Annotated in this window: 19 protein-coding genes; 18 read left to right on the forward strand and 1 reads right to left on the reverse strand. The window is 53.6% G+C overall.

All coding sequences use genetic code 11. The features are described 5' to 3' along the window. Positions 1-206: 206 nt before the first annotated feature. The 10 genes from VK70_RS02950 to VK70_RS02995 all read left to right on the forward strand — a co-directional run bounded on the left by VK70_RS02950 (position 207) and on the right by VK70_RS02995 (position 10,786). Positions 207-1,373 (forward strand): P-loop NTPase family protein, encoded by a 1,167-nt coding sequence (locus tag VK70_RS02950; RefSeq protein ID WP_025697653.1) that lies wholly within the window; start codon positions 207-209, stop codon positions 1,371-1,373. Continuing rightward, a complete protein-coding gene (locus VK70_RS02955; protein WP_046722771.1) occupies positions 1,370-2,617 on the forward strand; it encodes a TadA family conjugal transfer-associated ATPase in 1,248 nt (415 codons plus the stop codon). The genes VK70_RS02950 and VK70_RS02955 overlap by 4 nt, the downstream gene beginning before the upstream one ends. A 127-nt stretch (positions 2,618-2,744) precedes the next feature. Next, entirely contained in the window at positions 2,745-3,548 is an 804-nt protein-coding gene (locus VK70_RS02960) for a type II secretion system F family protein (protein ID WP_025695763.1), read from the forward strand. A gap of 5 nt (positions 3,549-3,553) precedes the next feature. Then, positions 3,554-4,432: a type II secretion system F family protein gene (locus VK70_RS02965; protein WP_036640684.1), complete on the forward strand. Its 879-nt coding sequence runs from the start codon at positions 3,554-3,556 to the stop codon at positions 4,430-4,432. A gap of 13 nt (positions 4,433-4,445) precedes the next feature. After that, on the forward strand, positions 4,446-4,634 hold the full coding sequence (locus VK70_RS02970; RefSeq protein ID WP_025695765.1) for a Flp1 family type IVb pilin: 189 nt from the start codon (positions 4,446-4,448) through the stop codon (positions 4,632-4,634). 12 nt (positions 4,635-4,646) lie between these two features. Next, positions 4,647-5,321 carry a TadE family protein gene (locus tag VK70_RS02975; protein ID WP_025695766.1) on the forward strand — a complete coding sequence of 225 codons (675 nt, stop codon included), beginning with the start codon at positions 4,647-4,649 and terminating at the stop codon, positions 5,319-5,321. A gap of 48 nt (positions 5,322-5,369) precedes the next feature. After that, positions 5,370-7,619 (forward strand): TadE/TadG family type IV pilus assembly protein, encoded by a 2,250-nt coding sequence (locus VK70_RS02980; protein WP_025695767.1) that lies wholly within the window; start codon positions 5,370-5,372, stop codon positions 7,617-7,619. A gap of 19 nt (positions 7,620-7,638) precedes the next feature. After that, complete coding sequence (locus VK70_RS02985) at positions 7,639-8,670, forward strand: TadE/TadG family type IV pilus assembly protein (RefSeq protein WP_036640686.1); 1,032 nt, start codon at positions 7,639-7,641, stop codon at positions 8,668-8,670. A gap of 24 nt (positions 8,671-8,694) precedes the next feature. Then, positions 8,695-9,210, forward strand: coding sequence for an A24 family peptidase (locus tag VK70_RS02990; RefSeq protein WP_025695769.1), 516 nt, complete (start codon positions 8,695-8,697; stop codon positions 9,208-9,210). A gap of 37 nt (positions 9,211-9,247) precedes the next feature. After that, the gene (locus VK70_RS02995; RefSeq protein ID WP_025695770.1) at positions 9,248-10,786 is read left to right on the forward strand and encodes a DUF6382 domain-containing protein; all 1,539 of its coding nucleotides are present in this window, start codon (positions 9,248-9,250) and stop codon (positions 10,784-10,786) included. A gap of 51 nt (positions 10,787-10,837) precedes the next feature. On the opposite strand, the gene VK70_RS03000 is transcribed toward VK70_RS02995, so the two are convergent. Beyond that, entirely contained in the window at positions 10,838-11,302 is a 465-nt protein-coding gene (locus tag VK70_RS03000) for a DUF2621 family protein (RefSeq protein WP_025695771.1), read from the reverse strand. A 169-nt stretch (positions 11,303-11,471) separates the two neighbouring features. Here VK70_RS03000 and VK70_RS03005 point away from each other — a divergent pair, with 169 nt between their 5' ends. The 8 genes from VK70_RS03005 to VK70_RS03040 all read left to right on the forward strand — a co-directional run bounded on the left by VK70_RS03005 (position 11,472) and on the right by VK70_RS03040 (position 19,155). Beyond that, entirely contained in the window at positions 11,472-12,599 is a 1,128-nt protein-coding gene (locus VK70_RS03005) for a deoxyribonuclease IV (protein ID WP_025695772.1), read from the forward strand. Positions 12,600-12,643: 44 nt separating this feature from the next. After that, positions 12,644-13,543 (forward strand): formyltetrahydrofolate deformylase, encoded by a 900-nt coding sequence (purU, locus tag VK70_RS03010; protein WP_025695773.1) that lies wholly within the window; start codon positions 12,644-12,646, stop codon positions 13,541-13,543. A gap of 117 nt (positions 13,544-13,660) precedes the next feature. Further along, on the forward strand, positions 13,661-14,395 hold the full coding sequence (locus VK70_RS03015) for a CpaB family protein (protein WP_025695774.1): 735 nt from the start codon (positions 13,661-13,663) through the stop codon (positions 14,393-14,395). 15 nt (positions 14,396-14,410) lie between these two features. Continuing rightward, positions 14,411-15,475 (forward strand): CpaE/TadZ family protein, encoded by a 1,065-nt coding sequence (locus tag VK70_RS03020; RefSeq protein ID WP_025695775.1) that lies wholly within the window; start codon positions 14,411-14,413, stop codon positions 15,473-15,475. After that, positions 15,472-16,947, forward strand: coding sequence for a P-loop NTPase family protein (locus VK70_RS03025; RefSeq protein WP_025695776.1), 1,476 nt, complete (start codon positions 15,472-15,474; stop codon positions 16,945-16,947). Before VK70_RS03020 ends, VK70_RS03025 begins: the two co-directional genes overlap by 4 nt. Before the next feature lie 13 nt (positions 16,948-16,960). Continuing rightward, a complete protein-coding gene (locus VK70_RS03030; RefSeq protein ID WP_025695777.1) occupies positions 16,961-18,010 on the forward strand; it encodes a hypothetical protein in 1,050 nt (349 codons plus the stop codon). A 10-nt stretch (positions 18,011-18,020) separates the two neighbouring features. Further along, positions 18,021-18,890: a hypothetical protein gene (locus tag VK70_RS03035; protein WP_025695778.1), complete on the forward strand. Its 870-nt coding sequence runs from the start codon at positions 18,021-18,023 to the stop codon at positions 18,888-18,890. A 58-nt stretch (positions 18,891-18,948) separates the two neighbouring features. Beyond that, complete coding sequence (locus VK70_RS03040; protein WP_025695779.1) at positions 18,949-19,155, forward strand: hypothetical protein; 207 nt, start codon at positions 18,949-18,951, stop codon at positions 19,153-19,155. Positions 19,156-19,159: the final 4 nt, after the last annotated feature.

Below are 19,159 nucleotides of genomic sequence, written 5' to 3' on the forward strand. Positions count from 1 at the left end.
GGCTAGGGAGACGAACAAGATGGCCGACTCAATTATCTCGATTTTTAAATATTGCCGTGTCCCAATAAATATGCTAGTATGACTGTAAATTATAGGAATAGTAACGGAAGCACCGTTCATTAACCGTTTGTCGCGGTTATTGGCGGTGCTTTTTTGCTGTGTTCTTATAAGTAAATTACGAGGAAGTTAAGGAAAGGGGGAAGATTATGGCCGCTAACATCGTGCTCGCCGTGCGTGAAACCCAGTATATTGAACCGCTGCTTCACTATGTTCACCACAGCGAATATGGCGAAATGCTGAATATTAAGGCGTTCAGCCGAATGGATGTTTTTACCGAGTACATGAAAGGCGGGGAAGCGCCTGACGCGGTTGTCGGCGATCCCGCGTTCATCGAGGCATGGCTCGTTGGGGGCCGGGCGGCGGTTCCTTGGGCGATTCTGGAGGAAGCCGGCGGCGCGGCGTTCACGGAGAATCAAGGCGCTGCAGGCGGCAAGCGTATTGGAAAATATCAAGCGCTGCCTGCGCTGCTGTCCTCCATGCTTCAGCTATGTGAAGTGGGGCGGAAGCGCACAGCTTCCGGTTGGGGTGAAGGCACTTTACTGCTTGGAGTTGTGTCGGGAAGCGGCAGCAGCGGCAAAACAACGGTTGCGATGAACTTAGCCAAGCAGTTTGGGTGCCAGGGGTTGTCCGTATTTTATCTAAATCTTGAGACGGTGAACAGCAGCGGGTTGTTTCTGCATCCTTCCTGGGGCAGCGGGCCGGGGCTGGAGCGGCTTCTGTACGAGATCCAAGCCTCCAAAGATAGAGGACACGCTTCGGAAATTGGCATAAGACGCTATGCTGTCAGACTGGACGCGCTGCACTGCGATACCTTCAGACCTGTCAGCAATATTAAGGAAATGCTGCATATGAGTGCAGGGGATGCGCAGGAGTTAATGGAACTGCTGGCCGGGGACGGCAGCTATGATATCGTCATCGTCGATACGAGCAGTATCGGGGAAGAACGCGCCGGAGCGGTGCTGCAATGCTGCGGACGTCTGGTCTGGGTGCTTCGGGACGACGAGATGGGCGTCTACAAGACGGGAAGATGGCTGTCGCACTTTACATCTCCGCACTCCGGGATGAAGGCCGATTTGTCCGGCAAGAGCTTATTTGCAGTAAATTTCGCTAAGGAGAATGCTCCGCAGATACCTTCCAGCGGGGGAATAGAGCCCGATGTCCTGCTGCCCTACATTTCCTCCTGGAATCTGCCAAATAGAGGGGAGCTAAGTCTCAATTCACCACTGTTCCAGCGCGGCATCCAGAAGCTATGCGGAATGATTACGGGGATGCCGCAGCCTGAGCTTCAGTCAGGTGGAGAGGGAAATTCATGAATGACGAACTATTCCGGGCTCTTCGCAGCGATATACGTTCAGGGCTAGATGTGACCTCCTCCGTGGGAAACGGCGAGCTGATCTCGCATATTGAAAAGACGATTTTTGAGCGGGAAGAGCTGCGGTCGTTAACTGCCCAGGAGAAGCGCGCGCTTGTCCGCAGACTGTTCGATTCCTTTCGGGGTCTGGATGTGCTTCAGCCGCTCGTGGACAATCCGGCCATCAGCGAGATTATGATTAACAGCTACGAAGATATTTTTGTCGAGGAGGAAGGGGAGATCCGCCGCCTGCCGCTGGCGTTCGAATCGGCGGCCAGACTGGAGGATATTATCCAGATCATTGTTTCCGACGTCAACCGCGTCGTCAATGAATCGTCGCCGATTGTCGATGCCCGCTTAAAAGACGGGTCGCGGGTCAACATTGTGCTCCCGCCCGTCTCGCTAAAGGGCCCGGCGATGACGATCCGAAAGTTTCCCGAGTCGCCGATGACCATGGATGATCTTGTCCGCCGGGAAACCATCGGCCAGGAAGCGGCTGATCTGCTGAAGACGCTCGTAGCCGCTAAATACAATATTTTTATCAGCGGCGGAACGGGTTCGGGTAAAACGACCTTTCTGAACGCCTTATCCCAGTTCATTCCTCCGCAGGAGAGAGTCATTACAATCGAGGATTCGGCGGAGCTGCAAATCGTGACCGTGCCTAACCTGGTATCCCTAGAGACCAGGAACGCCAACACGGAGGGCAGGGGAGAAATCACCATCCGCGATCTGATCCGCTCGTCGCTGCGGATGCGTCCCAACCGGATAGTCGTCGGCGAGGTGCGCGGTGCAGAGGCACTTGATATGCTGCAGGCGATGAACACTGGACATGACGGATCGTTATCCACCGGCCACGCCAACAGCGCGCGCGATATGATCAGCCGTCTGGAAACGATGGTGCTGAGCGGCGCCGATCTTCCGGTTGCCGTCGTCAGGCAGCAGATCAGCTCGGCCATCGACATTTTTGTCCATCTGGCGAGGCTGCGCGACCGATCGAGGCGGGTTATGGAGATCAGCGAGGTTGTCGGGCTGGATGACGGAGAAGTGCAGCTGAATCGGCTGTACGAATTCCGGGAAACCGGCGAGAGCGGAGGACGGCTGCGGGGCGTGCTGGAAGCAAGCGGCAATCCTTTGCGGCATACAGAGAAGCTGGCCATGGCGGGAATGGCTTTTACTCCGCTGAGTCGTTATGAGGGTGCAATTTAAATAAGGAAGAGAGGCGGGAATTATGCCCGAGATACTGAGAAAGAATCGGGGGCAGGCTGATCGTGCAGCATCCGATCGTCATCCGGTCATCTGTGAACCGGCTATCCGGGGACCCTCCCGGTACGGGATGGTTAAGCGGAGTCATGTCAGCCGAGAATTGGCGGGGAGTAGGGATGCCGCTGCGCCTCGGTTACCGGATTATACCGTGTACACGCTGAATTCGCGGCAGAGAATCATTTCGGCGGCGGCAGGCGGCTTCATTCTGTTTGGGGTCGGCTATCTGTTCTATCACAATCCGGTTATCGCCTTGTTATTGTCAGCAGGAGGATACTTCGCCCCGCGTATTTGGAGGGATTATCTGAGGAAACGCCGCCGCGCTATGCTTAACCTTCAGTTTAAGCAAATGCTCTTCTCGCTCTCTTCCTCGTTGTCTGCGGGCAGGTCGGTGGAAAATGCGTTTCGTGAAGCGGTGCAGGATTTGAAAATGCTCGATCCGGAGGGCGGCAGCGATATGATTGCCGAGCTGAACATTATCTGCGCGCGGCTTGAATATGGACAGCCCATTGAAGAAGCGCTGCTTGATTTTAGCAAGAGGGCAGATATGGAGGATATCCGGCGGTTCGCCGACGTCTTCTCCGTCTGCAAACGGACGGGTGGCGACCTGGTCGAGGTAGTCCGCCGCACCTCAAGCATTATCGGCGAGAAGCTGGATGTTCAACAAGAGATCGCGGTCAGCATCTCCCAGAAACGGTTCGAGTCCAAAGCACTGCTTGTTTCCCCGCTCATTATGCTGTTGTTTATGAGCTTTAGCGCCGGGGACTATATGCAGCCTATGTACACCGGGTTCGGAATGCTGATCTCGACGTTTGCGCTAGCTGGGCTGATTCTGTGTTATTTCTGGATCAGCAAAATTATGGACATTCCACTGTAAGGAGAGTGGGGAATCTGAGATGGATTTGCGGATTGGCGGCCATTGCGCTGATTGTGAGCTGGATAGTGCTGCGCGGCAGAAGCGGGAAGAGATACGCAGCCCTGCGGAGCATGCCTGTGGATGGCTTACGGCTGCGCAGTCTTTCGGAGCCGCTGCTTATGCTTCTGGAGCAGGGGGGATTTGCCCGGAAGTTTCCGGTATTCGCATTCCGGCTGCAGCGGTCGGTGCAGCGGATATACGGGCAGCGCCACAGTGCGGAAATAACGCTGCTGTTTATGGGAGAGATGCTGGCCTACAGCTGGCTGCTCGTCTTGGGAGGCTGCGGCTTGGCAGCGCTCAGCGGAGAGCCGTCTGCACTCGTTCTGGGAATTCTGCTGGCCATACTGCTTCCCGCCACGCTTGCAGCCGATCTGCATAAAAAGGTCAAGGTGCGCGAACAGCTCATCATGATGGAGCTGCCGGATCTGCTGAGCGGGATTGTACTGCTGGTCAGCGCGGGTGAAACGGTGCAGCGGGCGATTACGCGCTGCCTGGAAAGCCGAAAGAATGACAGCCATCCGCTCTACCGGGAACTGTTAACAATGACCGCCGAGTGGGAGAGCGGCTATTCGCTTCAGCAGGCATTCGAGAATTTCAGCAAGCGCTGCGCCGTGCAGGAGGTCTCGCTCTTTACGACGACGGTGCTGCTGAATGTGCGCAGAGGGGGAGGGGATTTTGCGCTCGCGCTTCGCGATTTATCCCGGCAGCTGTGGGAGAAGCGCAAGGCGGTCAGCCGGACGCGGGGAGAGCAGGCGTCCTCGAAGCTGGTATTTCCGATGGTCGTTATTTTTGTAATTGTAATTGTATTGGTAGGTACTCCGGCTTTTATGATGATGAATATGTAGGAGGATGAGAAACATGTTGACTATTGTGGAGAAAAGCAAAGATTTTTGGCGGGATGAGGAAGGCTTGGGCACGCTCGAAATGATTCTAATTATTGCCGTACTGGTCGCTGTAGTTATATTGTTCCGCCAGAAGATCAAAGAGGTGATTTCAAATCTGATTGATACCGCTGGCGAAAAGAGCCAGGAAGTATTTGAAGAGTAAGTAGAGACTTGGATGAGAACAAAACTGCGCAGCGACGAAGGAAGCTTCACCGTGGAGGCGGCGATGGTGCTGCCGATTATTATGTGCGTCACCATGCTGCTCCTGTTCTTCTGCTTATACAGCTACCAGAAATCAATGCTGCTTCAGGTTGCGTCTTCCGCAACCGAGCAGGCCGCCTACAACTGGGACAACAGCCATAAAGCCAGGGATGGATCGTTCCCGCAAGGGGAATATGATTCCCTCTACTGGCGAATCGGGGACGATCATCTGCTTGGCAGCTTGTTTGGGATTGGAGAGAAAGGCGGAGCTGCTGCAATACAGCTTCCAAGCGGCGGCATGCAAGAAGACAATCTGCCTTCCGCCAAATTGGGAAAATCCGCTGACAGGGTTCCGAACAATATGCCTGGAGAAATGAGCTACAACTACTCTTTTACGGGAAGAAAAGTAAATGCCAAACTTCGGAGGGTGCTGCATTTGCCTGTTCTGGACGATATTCTTTCGGACGGAGCGCAGCCTGAGGTTACCGCACAGTCTCTTGTGGCTGAGCCGGTAGAGTTTATCCGCACCGTCGATTTGATGCGCTACTATGGAGCCAAATTTCGCGGAAAGTCCGCGAATAATGAACCGAAAGAGGCCATGAAGCAGCAGGATGCTTCCGCCATGATGACTAAACTTGGGAACCGCTAAGGGCAGTTAAACCATCTGCTGCACATTTATAAATGAGAGGAAAAGAGGATGAAAAGACGAATTGCGGCTCTAAGCCGCTGCGCCATGCGGTTTAAACGCTGGAGAAGGCAAACGGAAGGATCGGTATCGGTGTTCCTGATCATGGTGCTGGCCTTTGTGTTTCTTTTCTCCGCAGTACTCATTGATTATGCGCGAATGGCCGCTGCTAATGTGCAGGGTGAACGTCTGGCGCGTGCAGCTGTTCGGTCGGTGATGTCCGCGTACGATGTGGAACTGCGGGAACAATACGGGCTGTTTGCCTTCGGTGGAAGCGATGGAGACGAGCTGATGGCCCGGGTTCTTGATGATACTCTTCGTAAAAGCGGACGAGGGGACGGCTTCAATCTGGTGAACCTCGGTCTTGACACCTCTACGCTGGAATGGAGCCGTTCGCTGGGCAGCTATGATGTATTCCGCCGTCAGATCAACGAGGAAATGAAATACAAGGCGCCGGTTGATTTCGCTCTCGAAATCGCGGGAAAGTTCAAGCCGCTGTCCGAAGCCATGGAGGAAGCTTCGCGTACGACAGACCTGTTCGCCAAGCTGCAGCCGCTTTATGACAAGCGGGAGGCGGCTCTCGACCGGATGCTGGAACATAGGCGGCAAGCTGCGGAAAATGCGCGGAAGCCGCTCACGCTGATTAAGAATCCGTCTGGCGGAGGCATTGCCGATAGTTCCATAGGAACTATAACAAACGCAGCGGATATCGCTGCCCAATATAACGATTATGTGAACAAGTCCTATGCGGATTTAAACAGGGACCCGAAAGAATCGCCGAGCTATACATCGGCTATCAATTCCTATCTAGAGCAATCCGCAGCGGTTATTTCCAGACTGGACAGTCTGCTTGCTGATTGGCAGAATAACCATGCCCCGTTGATGAGCAAGGCAGGCGATGCCCTTAAGGAAGCTGAGGCGATCAACGAAGAAATGAGAGAAGCCATACGGCAGGCCAAGAGCGCGAGTGCAGGAAGCGGCTATGATTCTTCCGCCTCCTGGGATATCCCTGACTCGGATGCGAATGTTACAGCCCGTCCTAACCTGCTGGAGCAAGCGGAGCTGCTGCTGCTTGATACCGTAGACTTCCGAGGCATGGAGAATAATCTGACGATGCAGGAAGCGGCTTATCGGGATGCGGAATCAAGAGCTTCCTCTCTTTCAGGGGAAATTAATCCTTTATCGGTGGGTCTTAACGGCAACAGTGGCGCAATGGATGCGGCGGTGACCGGCGCGGCGGAAGCCGTTGATGCCTATTTGCATGATTACGGAAACGGAGGGGCCGTTATCGGCCGGGAAGCGTCTGGAATCGAGGAGCACAGAGGCTCGGACAACCAGCGTAAAGAACTGGAGAGAGAAGCAAAGACTAAGCTTGGGGAGGCGCTTAAAGTTGCCGACGCTCTTCGCAATCTAAGCGGCGGTGCTGAAGAAGTTCTGGAGCGTTACGAAATGCTGAATCAATATTACGAAGAAAATCTTGAGTATAACCGGGGCCTGCGTGAGCAGTTGCCGGATAATCCTGCAAAGAACAATCCATACGCTGCCGAAAGCGCGGCCATGGATCAAATGGACAATCTTTACGAAGCGCTGAGCGGCGTTATGCTTGCCTCGAGGGACAGACTGTTTCAAAGCGAATATGCGGCGCAGTATTTTCCGCATTTTGATATTTCTCAGCTTACGGGCATTGCCGAAGGCTCCACTGAAGAGATCGGGGAGAAGCTCAATGAACAACTCGATCCGCACAGTCAGGAACTGGAGTACATTCTGTACGGCTTCAATCAGCCGGGATTGAATGTAGGGGCGGCATACAGCGAGATCTTCGCGGCGCGGCTGGCTATTCGTACAATGGAGGGATTTGTGAAAAAAGCGGGGCTGGGCAATCCGCTGCTCGTCGTGGCGGCCGCAATACTGTACGGGGTGACAGAAGCGGTAAAGGATATGATTATGCTCTGCCGGGAGGGTGCAGCCCCTTTGTCCGAATATGTACCCGTTAATCTGACCTACCGTGATTATTTGCGCCTGTTCATGGTGCTGCATGGCTCGGGAGAAGCCGAGCTCTCGCGGATGCTGGCCCTGATCCGGCTAAATACGGGCATTAATCCGGGTGATAGGAGCACCTATGTCTCCGCTGAGACAAGGCTGGGAATGCGTCTGTGGTTTCTGCCTGGCATTATGAAGCTGCTTCAACATACCGGCGCGGTTCCGGGGGAAATTGACGGCCAAACTTATTTCAAGGCGGTTAAAGCGGACTTTGCGTATTGACGGGAGGAACATGAGGGAGATGGAGGATCGGCGCAGGAGGAGAGGGAGATCTCAAGACGAAGGCAGCATGGTTGTGGAAGCGGCAATGGTGCTGCCGGTATTTTTGCTGTTCGTGCTGTTCCTGATCTTTATCGTACAAATGACGCTGTATTCGACCGCCCTGCAAAGTACAGTGTCCGATACCGTCAAAGAGGTGGCCACTCATATGTACCCTGCCGCTTTGGCGGCGGAGAAGGCGGAACAGTCCGGAGCAACCTCCGGAGAAGCCGAGAACGAGACCGAGGATCAGGCAGCCGCTGAAAATGCAGGCAGCGAAGCAGCTGGCGCGGATAAAACGCCGGTGTGGACCATCCCGCGGCTGTCGGTCGCCGATTGGGCCGAACAATACGCCGCCGATCTGCCTCCGCCGCTTGATGAGTGGATAAGAAGCGCTGCGGAAAAAGGGGAAGGTCCTCTTCAGGAGCTTCAGGCCGAAGGCTCGGAGGCCGTGTTGGACGCCGCTGTCAAACCGCTGCTGAGGCCCTATATCGCTTCGGATATGCTGGATTACAGGCGTATTCATGTCTCGAATGTAATTGTTCCGAAATTAAGAGACGGTGAGAAGCCCTACTTCGGCCTTCAGGTTAGCTACGAGCTGCCAATGAAGGTGCCGTTCCTGAACCGGAGCATTGTGCTGGAGGCCTCCTCCGTCGAGCGGTTATGGATAGGGGATACGGGTGAAGGCGGAAGCGGCGGTCAGGAAAGCGGAGGGGAAAATAACAGCTCCATTGCCATTCTGGAGAAGCCGAATCCTGCAAGGCCGAACAAACAAGGAGTCATCCGGATTAAAATAGCGCCGAATACTTCGGCAAATCTTACGGTCTTCTATAAAAGCGGAAAGAGCACCGCCAAGTATTTGGGGTGGAAGACAGCGGACGAGAATGGCTACATCGAGTGGGAATGGAGGATCGGCGGCAAAACGACGCCGGGCTCATGGCCAACATTCGTCATTGAGACAGAGGATGGTCAATCGGCGGAAGGCCAATTTTACGTAGCGGATAAGCCGGACTGACTTACAAAAAGGGGAGCTTGGGAAATGGATGGATGGGCATTTTGGGGTTGTTTGCCCTTTTTGGCGGCGGCGTTCCTGACGGATACGCTGACGATGAAAATACCGAACTGGATAACAGCGCCGGCCGTGCTTGCGGGCCTTCTGGCTCAAGGGCTGGCCGGAGGCTGGACAGGCTTGCTGTTCGCGGGAGCCGGAGCGGCCGCAGGATTTATGCTCCTGTTACTGATGCATATGATCGGAGCTGTCGGGGCGGGCGATGTTAAGCTTTTTGCCGGAATCGGCGCTTGGACCGGGTTTTCGTTTACCGCTCAGGTTATCATCTACTCGCTGCTGTTCGCGGCGGTGATAGGCTGGATAATTATGCTCAAGAGGCGGGAAACCTTCCGCCGGCTGCGGAGTGTCGTCGGATTGCTTACGGGAATCTTTTATATACCGAGATGGACTTTGTTCAAAGGCCGGGATAGAGAAATGCTGAGGTTTCCCTTCATGCTCGCTGTGTTTCCCGGAGCGGTAGCGGCTTTTTTGGGGGGATGGACATAATTAATATCTGTTTATTTGGAATTGGGGGTGAGCGCCGTTGTTTGGATTAACCCGGGATTTTGTGCAGCAGGATGGCATCCGGATGGTGCTTGGGGGACGGGAGGGGATGCCGATATCGAAGCTGAATACGGTCCAGAGCCGCATGCTCTCCTCGTTAAGCATTCCGCATCATCTGCGGCTGTTTCTCAAAGAGGTGGATCTGAGTGTAACACTGGAATATTCGGTATCCGGCAAAAAGCTGCTCTCGCATCTTCTCAAGGGGGCAAGACTGAGCCTCGCCGAACTCTACGGGCTGCTGCTGCAGGTCGCCGAAGGTATGGAGGCCGGCAGACTGCATATGCTGCGTCCCGAGCAGTACGTTTTGCACGAGGATTATATTTTTATCGAAGGACCGCTGCAATCGGGAAAGGTGTACCTTACGTACGTTCCTCTGGAGATGATTGAACCGGCGCAGTCGTTGGGAGAGAGTCTCAAGGGATTAATTATGGCGTTGATGCCGAGCGTGACAGAGCTGAATGGTGATGGCGTCCAGCGGCTGCTGCACTACTGCGGGGAAGATGAATGTACCGCCTTGGGATGGAAGGAGCTTCTTTCGGCGCTGCTGACGGAGGATGACGGGGAGCGGAATTCCATAGTGAACGCGGAGACAGCGGCAGCGGCTTCCACTTCGACGGAAGCTGTCAAATTGCCAGTTGCCGAATGGAGGGGCGGAGAAAAGACGAGACGATGGAAGGACGAGGACGACGCTGAACCTGATTTGGCCATTGATGCAGCCAGTCCGCCTAACGGGCGAAATTCCTCGAAAAAAACGTATATTTTGCTCGGATGCATTCTGCTGGACGCCCTGCTGTGGAAATATGCATACCTTGACCATCCCGGAAGGCTGCCCCTGATGCTCTGCGGATTAGCCACGGTGGTGTTCATTGCAATAAGCGCCTTGACATGGATAGGGAAAATAGGAGGCAGCAAATCGGAAGAGGAGGAGTACTTGGAGGAGGAAACGGAAGATCCGGGAAATAGATTCTCTTTTGGATTCGGATCGGCCTCGCCGTTTGGCAGACAGGACAAGTTCGATGTATCCCAGAAGTTCCAATCTCCGACTGTTGAACGAAGTAAGCGGGTGTCCGCCGGAATTCTTGAATTTGGAACCGGAGAACAAGAGACAGAATGGGCGGAGGAGCATCCGAAGACCTCGGACTCCGGAGCGGCCACCGTGCTGCTGTCCAGAGAGAAAGCTCCTGCTTCCGTGGAAGCGAAGCTGCGCGAGGGAGGACTGCCCTATCTTGAAAGAACGGAGGAAGGAAGCGACCGGCGGGAAAGAATCGAGCTGAACCGGACAAGCTTTATTATCGGCCGCTCTTCGGAGGTGGCGCAGTATGTGGAGCCGTCGGAAGGAGCCTCCAGAGTGCATGTCGAGGTATTCCGCAGCGGCGGCGGCTATGTGCTGAAAGACCTCGATTCGCGCAACGGCACCCGGTTTCAGGGAGAGGCAATGATTCCTTACAAAGAATATCCACTGGCTGACGGAGACGCCTTCACTATTGTAAAAGGGAACTATACCTTTCATCAGCGTTAACGCTTTTTGAATCGGGCTCATGATCTGAGCTTCCGCAGCGCTTATTGAAATTTACTTCATTAAATGGCGGTAAGGGGAATAGTCAATGTGATTCTTTTCCAGAAATTGAATCAGGAACTTGCTGTCGCGCCTTGGAGTAGCGGAGATGTATCCTTTGATGCAGTGATCACGCGTAACCTCGCTTGCATTACTTTCGATGGCGATCCTGCCGATTTCAGCGGCGATGGAGTGCTTGGCGATATCGCGGAACGGTCCGGGGACGGGCTGCACCAGCTGATCGAGAAAGGCTTTGGATTCGTCGCTCCACAGCGGGCGGCTGCGCTCCACCCAGTAGTTCTGCCAGTCCAGCTTGGATTTGCCGTCTGCCTTGGGCAGTACCTTGAGAAATTTGCGGAACATGAAATAGCCGCCGATGCACATGCAGCCCAGCAGCAGAAATGTCCAGAAAGCGATCGTGTTCATAAATAAGCTGCTCGGTGACGCGGATAACCAGCCAAGCCCTGATTTAATAATCATAACTGCACCACCTTATCAATGATTATGATCACTGACTTCTCTCCAACTTAAATTATAGCGTATAGCCGGCGTTTTGCGAAGGAGCGAGCCAGATATCGGCAATGCCTAGATTTATTGTCCCAATCACGATAAAATAAGTCTTAATTCGTGAAAGAAAGAGGGAAAAGGCATGCTTAAAATTGGTTCCCATGTGTCGTGTGCGGACAAAGGACTGCTCAGCGCGGCAAATGAAGCGAATGAATACGGTTCAAGCTCTTTTATGATATATACAGGCGCACCGCAAAATACCCGCCGCAAACCGATCGAAGACATGTATCCCGAAGAAGGCAAAGCGGCAATGCGGGAAAATGGCGTTGAAGAGATTGTCGTTCACGCGCCATACATCATCAACCTGGCTTCTTACAAAAATCATACCTATGAGCTTGCGGTCGATTTTCTCCAGCAGGAGATCCACCGTACTCATGCCCTGGGTGTCAAGCACATCGTGCTTCATCCGGGAGCTTACACCGATAAGGACCCGGAATACGGCATCCAGCGAATCGCCGACGGCCTGAACGAGGTGCTGGGCGGCACGCATGAGACAGAGGTTCATATTGCACTGGAAACGATGGCTGGCAAAGGGACGGAAATGGGGCGGAGCTTTGAGGAAATCGCGTCCATGATCGATAAAGTCGCGCACAACGAGCGGCTGTCGATCTGCCTGGATACATGCCATATCCACGATGCCGGTTACGATATTGTAGGCGACCTGGACGGCGTTCTCGAACAATTCGATAAGACAATCGGTCTGGACCGGATCGGCGTGGTGCATATCAACGACAGCAAAAATCCGAGCGGTTCGCATAAAGACCGCCATGCGCCAATCGGTTCGGGCTGGATCGGATTCGATACAATCAACCGGGTCGTTCATCATGAGCTGCTTGCCGGGCGCCCGTTCATTCTTGAAACGCCGTGGATCGGCAAAGATGCCAAAACCCAGCGGCCGATGTACGAAGCGGAAATTGCGCTGCTGCGCGGCAATGTTCAAGAGCGTTTTGGCGGGGAGTTTTTGGCCCAGGTTGAAGAATTGCACGCTTTCTTTGCCAAGCAGGAGCTGGACCCTAGACAGTATGTGCTGGATATTTGGAATTTGCTCAAGACCGACGCCAAGGCCAAAAAGGCCGATCCGCGCGAGCCGCTGGAGCGTCTATACGATCAGGTACTTGCAGCTGGTCTGTTCCCGGATTTAAGTGAAGAGGCGGTAAATCATCGGCTGATCGCCTGGCTGGCGGGCAAGCAGGTTCTGGTTAACGCTTAAACTTCAAGCGATGCGTACATGATGAGAGGATGGAAGGAATCCAAATGGAATTGCATGTAAAAAGAGACCATTCTACTTCGGACGAGCAGCACCCCAACCGGGCGCGAATGCTCATCTCCTGTCCGGACGGCCCGGGAATAGTCGCCGCGGTATCCCGCTTTCTGTTCGACCACGGAGCCAATATCGTGCAGTCAGATCAGTATACGATGGACCCTTCGGGCGGAATGTTCTTTATGAGAATCGAGTTCGATCTACCAGAGCTGGAGCAGCGTATGGCACATCTTCAGGCGGAGTTCGGCGAAATCGCCGGACAGTTTCAGATGAGCTGGCAAATGTTCAATGTCAGCCATAAAAAGAGACTCGCGATCTTCGTATCCAAGGAGGATCATTGCCTCGTCGAGCTGCTCTGGCAGTGGCAGGCGGGTGATCTGGACGCCGACATCGCGTTGGTTGTGAGCAATCATGCCGATATGAAGGAATACGTTGAGTCATTCGGCATACCGTATCATTACATCCCTGTAACGGCGGATACGAAGGCGGAGGCGGAACGGCGGCAGCTGGAGACGATCAGAGAAGATATCGACGTCATTATTTTGGCGCGGTACATGCAGATTATCTCACCGTCTTTTATCAAGCATTACAGGAACCGGATTATCAATATCCACCATTCGTTTCTTCCGGCCTTTATCGGCGGCAATCCTTATGCCCAGGCATACCAGCGCGGGGTGAAAATCATCGGGGCTACCGCCCACTATGTAACCGAGGAGCTTGACGGCGGTCCGATCATTGAGCAGGATGTGCAGCGGGTCACCCACGGGGAAGATGTTGGCGAGCTGAAGCGGATCGGCCGCACAATCGAGCGTGTCGTTCTAGCCAGGGCGGTTAAATGGCATATCGAGGACCGTATCCTTGTTCATCAGAACAAGACGGTTGTGTTCAACTAATTGAATAGCAGCTTGCTTTATTCAGGTAAAAAAGCATTTTACCCACACATTGGCGCTCTATGCCAAAGTGTGGGTTTTTTATGCGCAAAAATTAATCGTATAAAGGGGGAAATCCACTTGTCGGCGCAGCGCGGTCATTTATTGAAGCGCAATTATATTTTTGCTGTTCTGATCTTGATTGTCGGTTTCGGCGGTCTATTGGGATATGATCTTTACTTCAAGCCCTATGTGCTGTCCCAAACTGTGGTGAAAGTTAAGGTGGATGGGGGCGGGGTCCTGCCCAAGAATCACGTACTTCAGGCGGGCGAGCTTTATCTCGATTCCGTACAGACGAAGGATGTTCCTGCCGGAGCTGTAACGGAGATTAATCGGGCGGAGCGCAAAATCACCAACGTCAGCCTGACGGATGGCAGCATTTTGACGGAAGGGCTGGTTGATTTGAACGATGTGGAGCCCAGAGCGGACGAGGGGATATTCCCAGTGCCGAAGGAAGCTGTCTATGCGATTAACGGTTCTCTCCGCAGCAGGGACAAGGTGGATATCTATCTTGTGCAGGAGGAAGCGAAAACTGTGGGCAATTCCAACATTGCGGCAGGTTCTGTCCAGGGAAGCCCGGGCGGCGAGCAAGCGGCTATGCCGGAGAAAGCTTTTCTAACCGGAGTAACCGTAAATTACGTCCGCACGGAAGATAACAACGACGTTCGCGACACGGAGCTCGGCAATGACAACAACCGGGTGACCTCAACCGGCAAGGTAGCCGTTCCAGAACTGAAGCTGAAAAAGAGTGATGGCGAATTGCTGAAACAGTACCTGGAGCGCGGCTGCAAGCTGTGGATCGTCCGGGTGGAATAGGAGGAATAAAGATTTATGAAAATATTCAGTCTTGGCTTGGACCAGCTGACGATTAACGATATTCGGCAGGCTGGCTACACCGTTGTTATGCAAACCTCACTCCCTGATCCGCAGCAGACGGCCGGTCATATGCTGATAGCGGCAAGCGGACAAGCCGGAGTTTCCGAACTGCGGGGACTGCGCGAAAAATACCCGGATACGATCATCCTTTACTTTTATATGGAGCACGGGGTTCGCGGGTATCACGGCATCCATCTGACCTGCGAGGAGCTGGGCGTGTATTTTCTGCCGCCGCGCTCGACTTCTTCGGCGATTATCGAAAAGATCAGACTCATTCTGAAGGAAGACGGAGATGAGCGCAGCAATGTGGTAGGGGTGCTCGGGTCCGGCCCGGGAATCGGCTGTACGAGCGTGGCCGGGCTGCTGGCGGGAAGAATTGCGGCGGCGGGCCGCCGGGTTATTTTGCTGGGGATGAATGTATATGACCCGGGTTATGACCGTAAAGCAGCGATCAGTCTGGACCGGCTCCGCCCGAAGCTGACGGGAAACAGGCTCCACGACGTGGATTTCGATCAATTGATTATGCAGGACGGTTACCGTTATTTGCCGGGCAACTTCGATTACTTGAGCGCCCAGGATTATCAGGAGAACGAGATGGAATATTTGCTTGACCGCGCCTCGGACAACGCCGACATCGTCATTGCCGATCTCGGCTCCGTACCGGAGAGCGCGGCGTGGTACACCGGAATGAGAAAGTCCGCGCTGCGCCTGCTCGTTACTCACGCGAAGCATGAACATAGGCTCGAATCGCTTATGGATTTGGCGGGACATATGGATCTCACTCCGCAGGATTTCAAGCTCATTCTGAACCGCAGCGGCCTGGAGGAGAACGTTTCTCCCAAGAGTATGGCGCTCCGATTCGGCACCGAAATCTTTCTGAATATTCCTTATTATCCGCAAATCTCAGCCACTCTGCCGCTTGGCAAGAAGGACCTGGCGCAGGCGGACGAAAAAGTCCGGGGGCTGCTCTCCGTGTTCGGCTTTGAGCCCGAGATCAAGAAGAAAGGGATGTTCCTATGAGCAGTCTGGAGGCTACACGACGTGCTGAAGCTGCCTATCCGGCAGCAAGGTCTCCTTTTTCGCTTAAACAAAGCGTACTTCGCGGCAGCAGGCCGGGAAAGGAAGACTTCCCTTCCTTCCTGCAAAAAATGAAAAGAGAGATGAACGCGGGTCTGGAGCGGGAGGACGAAGCGTATTTTGAGCTTAACGCCAAGGCGCTGACGGGTGATCCGCAGGCGGTCAGCTTTTTCATGAATGAGATTGAAAAGTACCTGCGCAAGACGCCTTTCACCGGCAGCGTTCCCGAAGCCTATGACACGGCGGCCGAAGCGCTTTTTCACGAATGGAAAGGATTTGGCCCGGCCTACCGCTGGTTTACGGATCGGGCGTACAGCGAATCGACGGGTTTGCAGATCATCGGGCGGCAAATTTTTTACAATGTGAAAGGCAAATTTGTTCCTTATCCGTATGAGATGCCGTCGCTGGACCGGGTCGAGCAGTTGAAGCGTTCGCTGCTAAAGAGTGATCCGAACAAGAAGCTGAATAAGGATAATCCGTCCGCCGAGTTCAAAATGGATGATCCGCTCTGGCCCGGCCGATTTATCCGGCTCGCTATTTGGGTTTCTCCCCGGGTGTGGGAGGGCTTTACGACGATTTCCATGCGGCGGCAGGTGGTTGAATTTCTCGATCTGGACGATCAGGCGGGTACGGAGTGCATTCCGGCGGAGGCCGTACCGATGATCCGGGCGCTGGCGATGACTTTCCGCAATACGATTATTGCCGGCGCGGTCGGCTCGGGCAAAACGACCTTTGCCAATACGATTGTCGGCGAGCAGCTGCTCGGTTCCGCCTCCTGCATGGGCGTCGTCATGATCGAGAAGCACCCGGAATCGACGCTGCCTTACCAAATTAAAGGGCACCGGATTATTCCCATCCAGGCCGCTAATGAAGAGCTGATGGAAGTAGGCGTAGAGTCGCTGCGGCATGATCCCAACCTGCTTTATATGACAGAGATGCGGTACAACGAATGGGAATTTTACCTGTGGAGCGGGGAAAAGGGGTACGACGGCATAACAGGGACCTTTCACACCGTTGATTCGGAGGATGTCCCTTATCAGGGCGCTTTTGCCGTCTCGACCCGGATTGGCGGAAGTATGAAGGGGCACCTTGTTTCCGCGCTGAAGGCCTGCGAGCTTGTGTTTATTTTGGAAAGTGTAGGAGAAGGGAAAAAGCGGCTGTCGCGCATATCCGAAGTGTTCTATGACGAAGCCCATAGCTCGGTGTTTGCAAATGATCTCATGCGCTGGGAGGAGGAGAGCGGAGATTGGACCTATAATGCGGAAATCACCGAAGGGCTTGCTCTAAAAATGCGGAAGAAAAATGCGGAGGCGGCGCAGGCGCTATTAGAGATTTTAGTGCGATTGGCCGAGGAGAAGCCGATGTCCGGACCGCTGAAGGAAAGTCTGAAGTCCAGAATCGTGCTGAACGAATAAGGCGGTGATGACAGTGAATGGAATATTTTATCTGCTGCGCTTTGTGCTGCATCTGCTGATCGTCTGGGGGATTTGGCTGCTCATTAGACCGCTCACGGAACAGGGCATACGGTATTTTTCGGCCCCAATAACTCACCTGCTCCTTCGCAGAAGGAAGCTTCTCGGACAAAAGGCAGGTGGACTCCCTAAAAAACTGCCGTTTTACGGACATTTGGACAACCTGCTCTACTTCACCAAGCGAAACTATGAGCCGGGAATCACTGTGCTGCGGTTCATGCTGCAATCCGGTATTTTGGCCGCTGCCGTATTCTTGTCCGGTCTGTTGACGCTCCGCGAGCTTCCTGGACATTTGGCCTTTCATAATCCTTTTTTGGAGGGAGTGTCGTTTGACAGCGGCCGTCCTTTGCAGGATTGGTGGCGGCTGCCTCTGTTTTTGGCGGTCCTCGCCGGGATGCTGCCCTACCTGCGGCTGCGGTATGTCTGTGCGCATAACAAGGTGAAAGGAAGTTACCATCTACTGGATGTGGTGAAGATCGCCGCGAAGTTTACGCACCTGCCTGTCGACGCGCTGCTGGGCAAAACCGCCGATTTTTTGGACGAAGACAATGTACTTGTGACGCCGTTAAAGATACTGGCTTCCTCCTTCGCCAATTACAGTAATGAGCATGAGCTTTTTGAGGAGGCGCAGCGTTTTGCCCAAGCGGTTGGCACCACTTTTGCCGTCGAATTCGTCTCGGATCTGCTGTACTGCGAGAAGGAGGGGAGCTTTTATCTGAAAAATTCGCTGCTGATGCTTAACCGCTCTATGGAGCAGCAGCGGGAAACGATTCTGACCGTCAAGGCGAACAGCCGGGATGCGATCAGTCTGGGGCTATATGGCAATCTGGTTGTGCTGTTCTTTTCCATCGGGACTTTCATGTATATGCTGAAGCCTGGCGTCTATTTTCGTCTGCAGTTTCAGACCAAAGCCGGTTTGACTTTTCTGATGGTGATTGTCTCAGGTCTGTTTCTGTCCTTTGTGATCAGCAGCGTACTGGCCAAGCCGAAACTCGATTATCACTGAGGAGATACGTATGGACAGATTATTTGTACTAACCGCCGTAATCGGAATCGTCTATCTCGCTTTACTTGTGTTCGTCAGCAGCACGGGAAAAAGGGAGCGGTATATGCTGCGTCTGCAGCAGAGGTGGCAAGGATTCGGTGAACGTCTGGAAAATAGCAGGCTTCAGCAGCTTCTTTATGCCAGCGGCCTGACTGTATCTGCGCGGAAAGTCACGCTGTTTCGTTATTTGGCGGTCTTTCTCTATCTGCTTGTAAAAGTGCTCGGCGATTATATCCGCGGCTTGCCGTTTAGCGCATATGATTTGCTGATCGCCGCATTGATTATCGGTGTTACGAGTCCTGCCCGCTACCTTCCGTTCGGCTGGCTGCTCTCCTGGCTGCATCAGAGATCTGTCGTTCAAAAGGATGGCGAACTGATCTCGTTTCTCCGGCTGTATGAGAACAACAGGCTTCGCAGGCGGGGATACGTGCAGTTTGGCGCTTTCTGCGCCGGGGCTGCCGGACATTTTGTCCACATCCGTCATGATTTGTACGAGCTGTCGGAACGGGTGGTCGATGAGGGGCCGGAGCGGGCAATCGAATGGTTCTGCGACCGGTTTCCGGAGGGACATGCTTTTATCGGCGATATCAGGTCCATTCTGCTGGCTACGGAGGGTATGGATGATGATACGGAGGCCGTCGCCTATTTGCGGGAGCAGGGGAAAATGATTGCTAAAATATCCAGCGACCAATACCTGCGCAAGTGGTCTCTAATTGGGGACATTTCCTCGATTATTAACGTGATTCCGTCGATTGCCACCTTTTTGATGATCGTAACATTAGCCATGCAGTACATTATGCTGATCAAGGGGAATTTTAATGATCTTGGCCTGTTTCAATAAATATTTGTCATATTCAATCAGCATATAAAAAAATAAAATGAAAAGGGAGATATTAACAATGAAAAAAGATGCTATTTCTGCGGGGCTGTTTATCGCAATCGGGTTTCTGTGTGTCGCTATCGTGATCGCCGTTCTGATTCCAGTCGTAAGAGATGTTATAGATGATGCCGACGATAACCGTCCGACCGTACCGGCGGTCAGTATGACGCAGCCGCTTAACTCTGCCGATCCGACGTCTGACGCACCGTTCAGTCTAGGAGCCTAACAGC

The sequence above is a fragment of the Paenibacillus durus ATCC 35681 genome (assembly GCF_000993825.1).
GTDB lineage: Bacteria > Bacillota > Bacilli > Paenibacillales > Paenibacillaceae > Paenibacillus_AQ > Paenibacillus_AQ durus_B.